This window comes from Streptacidiphilus sp. PB12-B1b (assembly GCF_014084125.1).
Lineage (GTDB): Bacteria > Actinomycetota > Actinomycetes > Streptomycetales > Streptomycetaceae > Streptacidiphilus.
This window is the reverse complement of record NZ_CP048405.1, coordinates 5,088,684-5,101,820: the sequence shown is the minus strand read 5'-3', so window position 1 is coordinate 5,101,820 and position 13,137 is coordinate 5,088,684. Positions and strand designations below refer to the sequence as shown.

Sequence of the window (13,137 nt, the reverse complement as noted above, 5' to 3'; positions counted from 1 at the left end):
CTCAGCGGCCCGCGTCTCAACGGCCTGCGCTTCATCGGCCTGCGCTTCATCGGCCTGCGGGCCTGCTACACGCCTGCGGCGGCCGGTCCCGGCAGGAAGCCCTCGTGTTCGAGGGTCAATGTCTCGATGGCCACCGCGTTCTGCTTGGCGTCCATGACCGGCCCGCTCCACGCGACCGGGTAGGCGTTGCGCAGGCTCCACCCGGCGACGACGTTCTGGTGCACGTCCTGGAGCTCAATGTCCACCGTGCCTTCCGGGGGCCGGGCGCCGGCGTCGTCGGAGTGCATCCAGGTGGTGACCAGCTTGCCCAGCCACGCCTGCAGCGCCTGCGAACTCTGCCGCTCCATCGCCCGCTCCAGAACGATCGGCGCGTACGCCACCTGCACCGGCAGCTTCACCTCGTTGCCGTATTCGCCGCCGATCCGCACCGCTTCGGTCCGGAAATCCACCCGCAGCCCCTTGCAGGAGGACCATTCGCCGAGCCAGTCGATGCCGCCGTTGCTGGAGAATCTGACGGTGAAGCGCATGGACAGGCCGAAGTAGCGGAAGGCGGAGTCGGCGGCCGACGCGCGCGCCGCCGACACCGCGGTGGACGCGGCCGTGCCGCCGAGCGGTGCGAGGGCGAGGCCGAGTTGGCCGCCACCCTGCCCGCCTGCCGGGGCGAAGGACGAGATGCTCACGGACGCCATGCCTTTCTGACTGTCAGAACGGGGAGATCATCGGTGAAGTCGGAGACGTCGCCGAGGAGTTGAGGTCGTCTTCGAGGAAGCCGGTGTGGGCCAGCCGGAGCGTCTCGATCGCGGGCTTGCCTCCGGCCGCGTCGAAGGACTCCACGGACCAGGCGATCGGGAAGAACTCGCTGAGCCGCCACTGGACCATCGCGATCCCGGCGAAGTCCACCAGTTGGATCGTGCCGCTCTGCGGCTGCGGGTTCTTGGACGTCTGCGTCAGCCAGTGCTGCACCACCCGCGAGTACGGCCCGGCCGCCCGGCTCAGCGTGATCGGCTCGTACCGGGTCGCGCCGGGGAAGAGCCACACCTGGTTGCCGCGGTCCCCGACCCGGTGCTCCACCTGCTGCCAGGACACCGACAGGCCGGTCACCCGGGACCAGTCGCCGAAGTGGTACGCGACGTTGTCGATCAGTACCGCGTACCGGTGGCTCATGCCCACCGACAGCGGCCCGGCCAGGTTCTGGGCCTGCTCGGACGCGCCGAGCAGCGATCGTGCCATGCTCATGGTTCCCTCGATTCCCGTCTCTCTCGCTATCTCGCCCAGCCGAAGGGCCCGGTCTCGCCGAGCCGTCCGGCGCGCTCGCGGTCGACCAGCAGCTCACGCCGCAGCCGTCCGTGGATCCGCTGGTAGACCCGGACGGCCAGTTCCTCGATGTCGTTGGGGTCGTCCAGATCGAGCGGACGCCGGGCGCACAGCTCGACGAGCCTGTCCCGGAGCGGGAGCAGTTCGGCCTCCAAGGGCGCGGGGGACGGAGTGTCCGGGGGCGGCGGTTCCGGCGCCTGGGCCGACGGGGGCGGGGGCTGCGCCGTGACCGGTACGAATGCGGTGGGGGGCGCGGCCGGGGGCAGGGGTGGCGCTGCCGGCTGCGGCGGCGGATACGCGGGCGCGGGCATGGCCGCCACGTCGCCGGTCTGCCGCTGCACCCCGCCCGTCGGCGCGGCAGGTCGCCCGGGCGCGGGCCACGGTGCGGACCACGATGCGGGTTCGGGAGCGGCCTCCGCGGCGGTGCCCGGCGCGGTGTGGGGGATGCGGGGTGGGGAACTCTCGGCCGTCAGGGGTGCGGCCAGGCCCCGGACCCGGCGCTCGGCTGTTACCGCCACGGCCTCCAGGGCGATGCCGGCGTCGGAGTCCTCACGGGGGAGGGCCGCGCCGAAGGTCCGCTGCTGGGCGGCGTGGGTGAGTTCGTGCGCGAGCAGGCCACGGGCGACGGGGTGGTCGAGCGGCCCCTCGGCGGCGGGCAGGAAGACCTCGCCGTCCCGGGTGAAGGCGCGGGCGCCGAGCGCCTGCGCCTCGGCCGCCGCCTCGGGATCGCGATGGATCGGCACATCGGAGACGTCCACGTGGTGCACCTGGCGTACGGCGTCGGCGAGTTCCGTCGGGGGTGTCTGGACGGGCCCTGGGGGCGCGGTGGTTGGTGCCTGACCGGGCTCGACGCGGGCGTTCTGCGGCCGGGGCCGCAACCGGAGGGGGGAAGTGCGGGTGCGGGTGCCGGGTGCGAAGCGGTAGACGGGGACGGCCGGGAGCGGCGCGGCCGGGCATACGGCGGCCTCGGTGGATGCAGACGGCTCGGTGGGGGCGTCCGGCTCGGCGGCCGGGACCGGGGGAACGGGTTCCGGCTCCGCCGGTGCGGGCGGCGTGCGTCGACGCGCCGACCGGGGGGCGGGCGGCGCGCCGGTGGACGGGCGCACGGGCGGCCGGTCGATCGGGTCGGCGAGGCCCAGCCCGGGCGCTTCCGGGGCGGGCGGCTGGTGCGGTGGCCTGTCTGCGTCTGCGTCTGCGTCTGCGTCCGTGCTCGCTTCAGCTTCAGCTTCGGGTGAAGGGGGCCTGGGCGGGTCCGCCTGCGCGGGCCCGGCGTCGGGCGGCGTGGGCCGCCGCAGGGGAGTGCCGAGGCCGAGCCGTCGGCTTTCGGCCAGGGAGGCCCGGCGCGTCGGCCTCGGCGCCTCGGGGCGCGCTTCGGCTGCGGGCAGGGGCGGCGGTGCGGCCACCGCCTCGCTGGACCAGGAGGCACCGGCCTCGGGTATCGGCAGCCCGCCTGCCCGCGGCACGGGCGCGGAGGCTGCCGATGCCCACGGCGGACGGTAGGACTCGATCATGCGCAGCCAGTCCGAGTCCGGAGCGGGGGCGGGGGCTGCGGCGGTGGCGGGCGCGGCCGGCGCGGGTTCGGGCAGCGGGTCGCCCAGGTACGCGTCGGTGGCCTGGAGCAGGCTCGGCCGGGGCCCGGGGGCGTCCAGCACGCGCGGGGCGAGCCGTGGCGCGGCAGGCGGTGTCGCGGGCATCGCGGGGCGGTCCGGTACCGGCTCCTGCCGACGCGTGCGGGCCCGGCCCAGGGGTGGCGCGACCGGCCGCGGCTCCGACGGCCGCACCGGCTGCGGGGCCGCTTCGGTACGGACCGCGACCAGCCCCGTCACGCGGCCGGTGAGCGGCTCCACGGCCGTCCCGCCGGTATCGTCAGTGCCCTGACGGACCGCGGGGCCTACTGCGGGGCTTACCGCGGGGCTTACCGCGGGGCTTACCGCGGGGCGTGGCGCCCGGCGGGCGCGCTCCGGCGGGTGGATCAGCGGGCGGACGCGCTCGGCGGCGAAGACGCCCATCGAGGCGGCCGCGGTGAGCGGGGGCCGCTGGACGGTCGGGGCGAGCGGCGGCAGCCGTCGCCAGGGCGCGGGGCCAGGCGGCAGGCCCAGGTCGGGCCGGGCGTCGCGGGTCTCGCGGTGGCGACGCCGGGGCAGCCAACGCATCTCGTCTCCTCTCCGTTCAGGGGGCCGCCGCTCACGGGGGCCAGGGCTGGAAGGCGGGTTCTGCCGCGCCGCTGTCGAGGCGGCCGTGGATGCGGCCGATCTCCTCGATCACCCGTGCTCGGTCCGGATGTTCGAGGTCGAGGATCTCCCGTAGCGGCCAGTGCAGGTAGTACGCGAGGTACACGGCCTCCTCCCAGAGGCGGTCGGCCGTGTACGTCAGGATTCCCCCGGGGCATCACCGGCGATGTCCACCGCGAATCCGTGTCCGCACGCCGGGCAGGCGACGTCCGCCTCGGTATGGCCGTCCTGGTTGATCCGCCGGTAGAGGTCCTGCAGGAATGCGAGATCCGAGGCGAACAGGCCCTCGATCACCAGGTGGTCCACGCCCGGCGCGGAGCCGATCCTGGTCACCGTCCGGGCCAGCAGCAGCACGCTGAGGTAGGCCGGATTCTGCCTGACCCGTGGATCGCTCTGGCTGGCGATCTCGTCGCGCGCCGTGGCCAGGCGCATCACTCCCTCCCGGTGCACCCGGCCCTGATCGTCCAGATAGCCCCTGGGCAGCACGAACGGGTAGCGGGTCACCATCCCGGACGAGCCGGGCGGCGCGCCGTCGATGTCGGCGGCGGACGGGTGCGTCAGCATGGGGTCTCCTTGCTCAGCCGGGGCGTCGTCCGGTTCGTCATCCGGCCGGCTGCATCAGGATCTGGTCGCAGTGCAGCACCACGGTCTCGGTCACCACTTCGGTCGCGCCGGCCTTCATCCCGCCGATCTCCAGCCGCGACGGCCAGGCGTTCTCCAGGATGTAGGTGATGATCGGCTGCCCCGACCTCGGCGACTGCGAGGCCGCGAACAGCTGCAGTGAGCAGGTCTTGCGGGCCGTGGGCTCGCCCTGGAGCACGGCCTGGTGCCAGGACCACATGTACGTCTGCGTGTCGAGGCCGCGCTTGAGCGTGACCGTCGGCGGTTTGGTCTTGCCGTACTGCTTGGTGTGCACGATTCCCCCGGGGCCGGTGGAGATGTACTCCACCGATTCGACCTCGGTGTTGATCCCGGACAGTTCGCTGAACGTGGCGACCTGGATCCCGTCCACCTGGATCACGAAGGTCGACGCGCTCATCACCGTCGGGTTGCCGCTGGCGACCGCCATCTGGCCTGCCACCCCTCTCCACTCGGATTGCCCTGAACTGACGTGCCCTGAACTGCCGTGCCCTGCAATGTCGTTCGCGCCGCACGAGCGCCGCCGCGTCAGCCGCCGCCGTCACCCTGGGTGATCATGTCGCAGGCGATGGTGACGTCCTCGGTGACCACTCCCTCACCGGCCCTGGCCGAGGAGATGTTGATCTTTGCGCACCAGGCGTTGATGAGCGTGTAGCTCATCAACGGTTGCTGGTGCTGGATGCTGCCGCGCCCGCCGCCGAAGATGTCCAGGCTCAGGTACTGGGCGCGGGCGCCGGGATCGCCGCCGAGGGCCATCTGGTGCCACGCCCACAGCGTCAGGCTGTTGTCCAGGCCGCGCTTGAGCGTCACCGTCGGCGGCCTGGTCAGGCCGAACTGCTTGGTGTGGTTGACGAATCCGGCCGCGTCCACCGACACGTACTGCTCGATGTTGATCTCGCTGTTGATGCCGGCGAGTTCCTGGAAGGCGATGTTCTGCAGCTGGTAACCGCCGGTGATCTGGATGTTCGAGGAGACCACGAAGATCGGCGCGGACGCCACGGTGGAGAACGGCTGCGCGGTGGTTGCGTTGGGGAAGCTCGGACTCGACATCACTCGTCCAGCGCCGCGCCCTGCGAGTACTGCGAGACCCGGAAGACGATGAACTCCGCCGGCTTGACCGGGGCGATGCCGATGTCGACGGTGAGGATGCCCGCGTCCCGGTCCTCCGGAGGGTTGTTCTCCTCGTCGCACTTGACGAAGAACGCCTCCTCCGGGGTACGGCCGAACAGCGCCCCGCTGCGCCAAACCCGGCGCAGGAACATGGTGATGGTGCGGCGCACCGCACCCCACAGAAAGCGGTCGTTGGGCTCGAACACCACCCAGTTGGTGCCGTCGAGGATGGACTTCTCCACGAAGTTGAACAGCCTGCGCACGTTCAGGTAGCGCCACTCGGGATCGCTGGAGAGCGTCCGCGCGCCCCACACCCGGATGCCCTGGCCGGGGAAGGCCCGGATGCAGTTGACGGCCACCGGGTTGAGCTGGTCGTGCTCGCCCCGGGTGAGGGTGGTCTCCAGATCGATCACGCCCCGGACCACCTCGTTGGCCGGGGCCTTGTGCACGCCGCGGGTCTCGTCGCTGCGCGCCCACACCCCGGCGATGTAGCCGCTCGGCGGCACCAGCGCCGGCCTGCCCTGCACGGGATCCATGACCTTGATCCAAGGCCAGTACAGCGCCGCGTACTTGGAGTCGTAGCCGGCGACGTCCATGCGCCAGTCGCGGACCTGCTGGGCGCCGAGACCGGGCGGGGCGTCCAGGATCGCCACCCGGTCCGCCATCAGCTCGCAGTGCGCGATCATGGCGAGTTGCACGGCCTTGACCCCGTCGAGGTCCACCGCCCCGCGCTGGTAGGCGGCCATCAGATCGGGCACGCAGAGCATGGTCACGTTCTCGATCGCCTCCAGACCGGCGAAACCGGTGCGGTCGGCGGTGTCCCCGACGTAGTCGGCCGGGGTGATCGGCGCCGGGGCCGGCGCCGGGGCCACCACCGTCGACGAGGACGCGCCGCCGCTCAGCACGACCCGTGCGCCCTTGGCCGGCACCAGCGTCTGCGCGCCCTTGATCTCGTCCAGCGCGATGAGTTGCGAGGACTCCTTGACTACGGTGGCGGCGTACCGGGGGCCGCGCCGCAGCGACAGGTTGTCGAAGGCTTCCACCTCACGATCGCCCTGCCTGACGACCAGCCGGAACAACTCCTCGCCCGGCTCGCCCGCCTCGGTGACCTCGACGCTCAGTTCGTTGCCCGCCGCTCCGGGCTCCAACGCCCGGGCCCGCAGGGCCGGACGGCCGCCGCCGCCCGCTGCGGGCAGTTCGCCCCCCGCGGCCGAGCCGAGGGCGTCCGTGCCCCCGTCCGCACGGTCGTGCGTGCCGCCGCCCGCCGCGGAGGCGTCGAGCGGTTCCGGCGCGCCGACGCGCACCACATAGGCGGCGCCGCCGCCGTTGAGGAAGTAGCCGTACACCGACTGCGGCAGGTGCGCACCGTCGACGAAACCGCCGAACGCCTTGGTGTACTGCGTCCAATTGGTCACCAGCGTGGGCTGGTTGGAGACTCCGCGCTCGGTGAACCCGACGAAGGCGCACACCGCGGTGCCCACGCCCTCGATGGGCCGGGAGCCCGAGGAGACCTCTTCTACATAGACTCCGGGGGAATGGTACGTAGGCACTGGCCCTCTGCCCCTCCTTCGAAACCGACGGGAAACCGACCCTGAGGTGTCGGCCGAGGGCGCGAACCGCGCAGGGGGATCGCGTAGTGGCCACAGGGCCGACGACGACCAGTCTCGACCGCGCCGCCCCCGCTCCACGTGCACGCCGTGGCAGGGCGGCGGGCAGTGTCTGATGCGCGATCACGCAGCCACAACCGGCACCCCCGAGCACGTCCCCGAGCAGCCGCTGAGCGGCCCCGGAACCCGCACCGTGCCCGCACCGAGCCCCACGGTGCTCCTGGCCTGCCCCGATGTTCTTTCCGCAGCCGGGAGCGCCGCCACGCCCCATGCGGCACAATCGGCAGCACCACATGCGAGCAGACCACGGTGAGCGAAGAGGCAGGTTGCACCTGACATGTACTGGGAACCAGGCGAGTTCTGGGAACCAGGCGGGCAGGCCGCGTCCGGTGACGACGCCGAGCGGCGGCTGCTGATCGCGGACCGCCTCTGCCAGGGGAGCAGCGCGCTGCTGGAGGCGCTGTGCGTCCTGGCCGGTCAGCAGCCCCTGGCCACGGTGGCGCGTGTCGCCGCGGTTCCGGCGTCCGCGCGGATCTTCAGTCTGCTGCTCGGCCTCGGCCTGGTCGTGTCGGTGGACGGTCCGCAGCACACCGGCTCGCAGCAGACCGGCCTGATCGCGCTGGCTCGGGAGAGCGACGGCCGTATGGTGCGCGGCCGGTTGAGCCCGACGCGTTGGCGGGCGCTGCACCGGGCCGCCGCCGAGGTGCTCGAACCGCGTCCGGCGCTGGCCCATCGCGCCCTGGCGGCCGACCGCCCCGATCCGGCCTTGGCCGCCGCCCTGGAGGAGGCCGCCCTCGACGGCCACGCCCCCGACAGCGAGATCAGTATGACGACACGTCAGCTGCTGCTGTGGGCGGCCGACCTGAGCACCGAGCGAGCCGAGCGGGAACGCCGCTTGCTGCTGGCTGCGATGCACGACGTGTACGGCGAGCGGCTCAGCGACGGCGATCTGTGGGCCCGGGTCGAGGAGTTGCCGCCGTCGCCGCTGCGGTACTGCGCCCTGGCAGGCCGGGCCCTGCTCGAAGACCGCCTCGGCGCGGCCGTCGACCACCTGCGTGCTGCAGGCCGCGCCCACGACGCCGGGCACACGCACCTGCAGCTGGACGCGGCTTCGGACGCCGCCTCGGCCGCCGGGGCGATCGCTACCGTGGAGGCCGCCGTGGCCTGTCGGACGGCACGGGGCCGAGCCGCCATCAAGGCCGCCACCAGGGCCTTGGACGCCGGGAGTTGCGATGCCGTGCAGGTCCGCATGGCGCAACGGCTGCTGCTGGCGGGCCGTGGCTACGTGGATGGCCCGCTTGCCGTGCTGCACGCCCTCGACGGGCACGCCGAGCTCGCCGACGCGGGCCCGTCGGCGCTCCGGGACTCCGGGCTGGTGCTGCTGCGGGGCGAAAGCTGTTTGCTGGCGGGCGAACTGGAGTCGGCGGTAAGGGATCTGGACGGCCTGGTCCGGCTCCACGACGCCGATCCCGGGCACCCGGACCGGTTGCGTGCACTGGAGCGGCTGGCGTTGGCGTACGTCCAACTCGGCGACTGGCAGCGGGCCGACCACGCGCTGGACCGCATCGACGAGACCGGCGGCGACACGGTCGGGCAGGCCCTGCGGTCCATGCTCTCGGCCGTGCGCGGAACCGGCCCGGCCCCCCGGCGCGGGGCGCGGCTGCCCGCGAGCACCGCGACCGCATCGGCGGACCCCGACCGCCCCACCATCGCCGCCTTCGCGGACGCCCTCGCCCTGCTGGCCCACCGCCGCCACGCCGACATCCTCGCCGCCATCACCTGGCCGCCCACCGGCTCCGTCGGCCAGGAGGACGCCCCGGCCAAGTTCGCGCCGCTGTGGCTGCCGGTGTACGCGGAGGCGCTGATCGAGACCTCGACCGTCGAACCCACCGCGCTGGCGGAGTTGCACGCATGCGCGGACGGCCTGCCGTACCTGAGGGTCGCCTACCACCGGCTCACGGGCCGGGCCGCCGAGCTTCGGCGCGACCCGGTCGCGGCAGGGGAGGCGTACCAGGCGGCCCTGTCGGCCGCCGAGGGCTGCGCGCAGCTGCCGCCCCTGCACCGGGCCCAACTGGACCACGCCTACGGCCGGTTCCTGTGTGCCCGAGGCAGGACGGCGACGGGTCTCGCCCGGCTCCAGCGGGCACAGGACGCCTTCGCCTCGCTCGGCGCACTCGCCTTCGTCCGCGGCTGCGCCGAGGACCGGGCGGCCGTCACCCGGGCGCCGGCCCCCTGCCCCGACATCGCCCTGACCGAGCGCGAGGCGACCGTGGCCGGGCTGGTCGTCTCCGGGCTGACCAATCGTCAAGTCGCCGAGGAGCTGAGGATCAGTGCGAAGGCGGTCGAATACCACCTGGGGAAGATCTACCGGAAGCTCGGCGTGTGCACGCGCCGGGAGCTCCGCGACGTCCACGGCTTCTAGGCCTCTGGCTGCCGTCACGGGAGTTGGCCGGTGTGGACACGGGGGAGACAGATGTCCGCGATAGCATGCGCAGCTGGTATGCGGACTGTGAGGTCGGGACGCGCCCGGCCCAACGCACCCGCGTGCGCTGACCCGCACGTCCGACGACTGGAGGGCTTGGCCGATGCTGGAGAACCCGGGAGAGCAGGGCCGGGCGGTGTCACCGGACAAGGACGGCGACACCTCGGCCATTTGGGACCGGCCCCTGCCCTGGCAGCCGCAGCCCGCCCCGGCGCCGACCACCGCCCCGGCCGAGGCCGAGCAGCCCGCGCCCCGGCGGCAGCCCGAGGCGCCGGTGCAGCCCGCCGGGACCGGGCAGCAGCCCGCGAAGCGGGAGTCCGCCGCGCCCTCCGAACCCGGGCAGGCCGCGAAGCCGGAGCCCGCCGCGCCCTCCCGACCCGCACAGCCCGCGCCCGCGCAACCGCCCCGGCAGGCGCGACCCGAGCCCGCGCAGCCGGAGCCCGTGCAGCCGGAGCCCGTGCGGTCCGAGCCCGCGCGGCTCGCCTCCGGCTCGGGCGGGCGGCCGTTGGTGCGGTGGGCGCCGGCGTCTGGGCGGCCGGTTCCGTGGGAGGGGCCGGTGTTGCGTGAGGACGGCCGCTCACGGCGGGCGGTGACGGTTGCGGGGTTGTCGGTGCTCGCGGTGCTGGGTTCGGTTGTGGTGGGGGTGTGCCTGGGCCCGGACAACCGGCACCAGGCGCCCTCCTCGATACAAATCGCGGCGGCGACCGGCGCGCCGGTGTCCGCCGCGGCCCAGCCGTCCGCGAGCGCGCAGCCGACCGCCGTGGTGTCGGTGTCGATGGCGCCGCCGACGGCGCCGTCCACCAGCGCCCGTTCCACCACTACGGCGAAGCCCGGGACGCCCGGGCCCGGCTCCCCGACTGCCGCAGCTGCCGGGTCCACGGCTGCTCCGGCGGGCCAGGGCGCGGGCGCGGGTGCGGCCGCGCCGCCGGCCACCCCCCGGAGCAACCCCGCCGCCGGGACGACCAGGCGTCCGACCCCACGGCCCACGCCGACCGTGGTCTACCAGACCCGGACCTTCTCGTCGCTGATCACCTTCCAGCGCGGTGGGGCCGGGGTCAGCAACGGCCGGGTGACCGTGACTCTGCTGTCCAGCGGCAATCTGGTGGTCGAGGACCAGACCGGGCGCATCCGCTGGCAGTCCGGCACGGCGGGATCGGGCGCGCTGGCGTACTTCCAGAACGACGGCAACATCGTCGTCTACACCAGCAGCAACGGCACCGCCTGGGCATCCAACACCCCCGGCCACGACAGCGCGCAACTGGTGCTGGCGGCGGACGGCAACGTCATGATCGTGGACGGCGGCACCACGCTCTGGCAGACGGGCACCGGGAGTTGACCGGACGGCCCCGCGCACAGCGGACAGCGCCCGTTCCCGGTGTCGACGGTCCGGGGAGGGGCGCTCTGTCTGTCTGCCAGGTGACGCTGTGTCAGTTCGTGCTGTGTAGGTCGCTGGTGAGGAAGGCATCGGCCTGGGCGAACGCGGCCTGCGCGGCGTTGGTGCCGGCCAGGGCGTTGAGCATCACGAAGTCGTGGATGATGCCCTGGTAGCGCACGGCCGTGACGTCGTCCCCGGCGGCCCGCAGCTTGGCGGCGTACGCCTCGCCCTCGTCCCGCAGCACGTCGGCCTCGTCGGTGATGACCAGGGCCTTGGGCAGCCCCTTGAGCTGGTTGAGGCTGGCCCGCAACGGGGAGGCGAGGATCTGGTCGCGGGTCTTCGGGTCCGGCGCGTAGGCGTTCCAGAACCACTGCATGGCCTTGCGGGTGAGCCACGGGCCGTTGGCGAACTCCTGGTAGGAGCCGGTGTTGAAGTTCGCGTCGGTGACCGGGTAGAAGAGCACCTGCCCGCTCAGGTGGGGCCCGTGGCGCTCCTTGTCCATGAGCGTGACGGCGGCGGTTATGTTGCCGCCGACGCTGTCGCCGGCGACGGCGATCCGGGAGCCGTCGGCGTCGATCTCGCTGCCGTGCGCGGCCACCCACTGGGTTGCGGCGTACGCCTGCTCGATGGCGATCGGGTAGCGGGCCTCGGGGGAGGGGGTGTAGTCGACGAAGACCACCTCAGCGTGGACTCCGACGGCCAGTTCGCGCACCAGCCGGTCATGGGTGCTCTCGTCCCCGAGGACCCAGCCGCCGCCGTGGAAGTACATGACGACCGGGAGCTTGCCGGTGGCGCCCTTGGGGCGGACGATCCGGACGGTCACCTTGCCGGTGGGGCCCACGGGCAGGGTGCGGTGGCTGGAGTCCACCGCCGGTTCGGTGACCGGGCCGGCCTGGGCGGCGTCCAGGACCTTGCGGGCGGCGGTGTAGGAGAGGGTGTAGATCGGCGGGTTCTTGGCGGCGGCGTCGGCGAACGCCTGCGCGGCGGGCTCCAGCACGACCGGGTTCTGCTTGGCCGCGTGGGCCGGGGCGGTGGCCGTCGTCGGGGCGGCGACGGCCTGCCCGGCCACCACGGCCCCGGCGACGGCGACGACGGTGGCGGCGAGGGTGGCGCGCTTGATGCTGCGGGACATGAGGCGTGGCATGCGGTGGCTCCAGTGAAGCGGCAGGACAGTGGGCGAGGCAGGGATGCGGGGATGCGTGGCGGCGGGGAGGTCGGCGGTGCGGTCCGGCCGTCGCGGGGTCAGGCCGCGCCGAAGGCGGTGCGGAGCGCCGAGACGGCCTGGTTGATGGCCGCCTCGGCGGCGTGGGTACCGCGCAGGGCGTCGACCATCACGAAGTCGTGGATGATGCCCTGGTACCGGGTGGCGGTGACCGGTACCCCGGCCTGGCGCAGCTTGTTGGCGTACGCCTCGCCCTCGTCGCGCAGCACGTCGGCCTCGGCGGTGATGACCAGGGCCTGGGGCAGGCCGGTGAGCTGTTCGGTGGTGGCGCGCAGCGGGGAGGCGGTGATCTGGGCGCGCTCGGCTTCATCGGTGGTGTACTGGTCCCAGAACCACTGCATGCCGTCGCGGCGCAGGAAGTAGCCGGTGGCGAACTGGTGGTAGGAGCCGGTGTCGAAGCCGGCGTCGGTGACCGGGTAGAACAGCACCTGCTGGACCAGGGGCAGGTTGCCGCGCTCCTTGGCCATCAGGGTGAGCGCGGCGGCCATGTTGCCGCCGACCGAGTCACCGGCCACGGCGATCCGGGCGGCGTCCAGCCGGTGCGCCGCGCCGTCGGTGACGACCCAGCGGGCGACGGCGTAGTTCTGCTCGATGGCGACCGGGTAGCGGGCCTCGGGGGAGAGGGCGTACTCGGGGAAGACCACCGCCGCGCCCGCCCGCACCGCCAGCTCCCGGACCAGCCGGTCGTGGGTGTGGGCGTTGCCGAAGACCCAGCCTGCGCCGTGGATGTAGACGATCACCGGCAGCACGCCGGTGGCGTTCTTCGGGCGGACGATCCGGGCCCGGACCGGGCCGGTCGGAGCGGCGACGGTGATCCACTCCTCGTCCACCTCCAGCTTGACGGTGTCGCCGGACTGCACCGCGTCCACGGCCTTGCGACCTTCCTCCGGGCCGAGGTCGAACAGGAAGGGCGGGTTGGCGGTGGCGGCGGCGAACTCGGCCGCGGCGGTCTCCAGCACGGGCGTGACGGGGGTGGTGTCGGTCATGGCCTTCTCCTCAACGGGTGTGGTGCTGCAACTGGTGCGGGTGATGCGGTCGGTGGGGGCGGCTTGCGGGCCGCGTTCCCTGCCGACATGAGAAGACTATGACACGATTGCCTCGTGCACAAGGTAAATGCTTGCTCTTTGATCGCCTCATTGGTTTTGGGGGTGCTGCAG

Annotated in this window: 12 protein-coding genes; 2 read left to right on the top strand and 10 right to left on the bottom strand. The window is 73.3% G+C overall.

Annotated features, from left to right (window positions below; translation table 11 throughout):
* Positions 1-65 precede the first annotated feature (65 nt).
* From GXW83_RS22295 to GXW83_RS22260, 8 genes are all read right to left on the bottom strand, one after another.
* Complete coding sequence (locus GXW83_RS22295; protein WP_182444822.1) at positions 66-680, bottom strand: phage tail protein; 615 nt, start codon at positions 678-680, stop codon at positions 66-68.
* 22 nt (positions 681-702) lie between these two features.
* Positions 703-1,236 carry a phage tail protein gene (locus GXW83_RS22290; protein WP_182444821.1) on the bottom strand — a complete coding sequence of 178 codons (534 nt, stop codon included), beginning with the start codon at positions 1,234-1,236 and terminating at the stop codon, positions 703-705.
* A 26-nt stretch (positions 1,237-1,262) separates the two neighbouring features.
* Positions 1,263-3,467: a DUF4157 domain-containing protein gene (locus GXW83_RS35130; protein ID WP_182444820.1), complete on the bottom strand. Its 2,205-nt coding sequence runs from the start codon at positions 3,465-3,467 to the stop codon at positions 1,263-1,265.
* Positions 3,468-3,498: 31 nt separating this feature from the next.
* The gene (locus GXW83_RS22280) at positions 3,499-3,687 is read right to left on the bottom strand and encodes a DUF6760 family protein (RefSeq protein WP_182447504.1); all 189 of its coding nucleotides are present in this window, start codon (positions 3,685-3,687) and stop codon (positions 3,499-3,501) included.
* On the bottom strand, positions 3,684-4,109 hold the full coding sequence (locus GXW83_RS22275; protein ID WP_182444819.1) for a phage tail assembly protein: 426 nt from the start codon (positions 4,107-4,109) through the stop codon (positions 3,684-3,686). Before GXW83_RS22275 ends, GXW83_RS22280 begins: the two co-directional genes overlap by 4 nt.
* A gap of 37 nt (positions 4,110-4,146) precedes the next feature.
* On the bottom strand, positions 4,147-4,626 hold the full coding sequence (locus GXW83_RS22270) for a phage tail protein (protein ID WP_182444818.1): 480 nt from the start codon (positions 4,624-4,626) through the stop codon (positions 4,147-4,149).
* Between the two features lie 86 nt (positions 4,627-4,712).
* A complete protein-coding gene (locus GXW83_RS22265) occupies positions 4,713-5,234 on the bottom strand; it encodes a phage tail protein (RefSeq protein WP_182444817.1) in 522 nt (173 codons plus the stop codon).
* Complete coding sequence (locus GXW83_RS22260; RefSeq protein ID WP_182444816.1) at positions 5,234-6,844, bottom strand: phage tail sheath subtilisin-like domain-containing protein; 1,611 nt, start codon at positions 6,842-6,844, stop codon at positions 5,234-5,236. Before GXW83_RS22260 ends, GXW83_RS22265 begins: the two co-directional genes overlap by 1 nt.
* Before the next feature lie 394 nt (positions 6,845-7,238).
* Here GXW83_RS22260 and GXW83_RS22255 point away from each other — a divergent pair, with 394 nt between their 5' ends.
* On the top strand, positions 7,239-9,323 hold the full coding sequence (locus GXW83_RS22255) for a helix-turn-helix transcriptional regulator (protein WP_182444815.1): 2,085 nt from the start codon (positions 7,239-7,241) through the stop codon (positions 9,321-9,323).
* 163 nt (positions 9,324-9,486) lie between these two features.
* Positions 9,487-10,719 (top strand): hypothetical protein, encoded by a 1,233-nt coding sequence (locus GXW83_RS22250; protein WP_182444814.1) that lies wholly within the window; start codon positions 9,487-9,489, stop codon positions 10,717-10,719.
* Positions 10,720-10,810: 91 nt separating this feature from the next.
* Here the strand turns inward: GXW83_RS22250 and GXW83_RS22245 are convergent, their stop codons facing one another.
* Both GXW83_RS22245 and GXW83_RS22240 read right to left on the bottom strand, forming a co-directional pair.
* Positions 10,811-11,902: an alpha/beta hydrolase gene (locus GXW83_RS22245; RefSeq protein WP_225447174.1), complete on the bottom strand. Its 1,092-nt coding sequence runs from the start codon at positions 11,900-11,902 to the stop codon at positions 10,811-10,813.
* A gap of 98 nt (positions 11,903-12,000) precedes the next feature.
* Positions 12,001-12,966 carry an alpha/beta hydrolase gene (locus GXW83_RS22240; protein WP_182444813.1) on the bottom strand — a complete coding sequence of 322 codons (966 nt, stop codon included), beginning with the start codon at positions 12,964-12,966 and terminating at the stop codon, positions 12,001-12,003.
* Between the last annotated feature and the right edge of the window lie 171 nt (positions 12,967-13,137).

Excerpts from the sequence above, each read along its gene's own strand:
- GXW83_RS22265 (WP_182444817.1), bottom strand. The coding sequence starts at position 5,234 with ATGTCGAGTCCGAGCTTCCCCAACGCAACCACCGCGCAGCCGTTCTCC.
- GXW83_RS22240 (WP_182444813.1), bottom strand. The coding sequence starts at position 12,966 with ATGACCGACACCACCCCCGTCACGCCCGTGCTGGAGACCGCCGCGGCC.
- GXW83_RS22245 (WP_225447174.1), bottom strand. The coding sequence starts at position 11,902 with ATGCCACGCCTCATGTCCCGCAGCATCAAGCGCGCCACCCTCGCCGCC.
- GXW83_RS35130 (WP_182444820.1), bottom strand. The coding sequence starts at position 3,467 with ATGCGTTGGCTGCCCCGGCGTCGCCACCGCGAGACCCGCGACGCCCGG.
- GXW83_RS22250 (WP_182444814.1), top strand. The coding sequence starts at position 9,487 with ATGCTGGAGAACCCGGGAGAGCAGGGCCGGGCGGTGTCACCGGACAAG.
- GXW83_RS22255 (WP_182444815.1), top strand. The coding sequence starts at position 7,239 with ATGTACTGGGAACCAGGCGAGTTCTGGGAACCAGGCGGGCAGGCCGCG.
- GXW83_RS22290 (WP_182444821.1), bottom strand. The coding sequence starts at position 1,236 with ATGAGCATGGCACGATCGCTGCTCGGCGCGTCCGAGCAGGCCCAGAAC.
- GXW83_RS22275 (WP_182444819.1), bottom strand. The coding sequence starts at position 4,109 with ATGCTGACGCACCCGTCCGCCGCCGACATCGACGGCGCGCCGCCCGGC.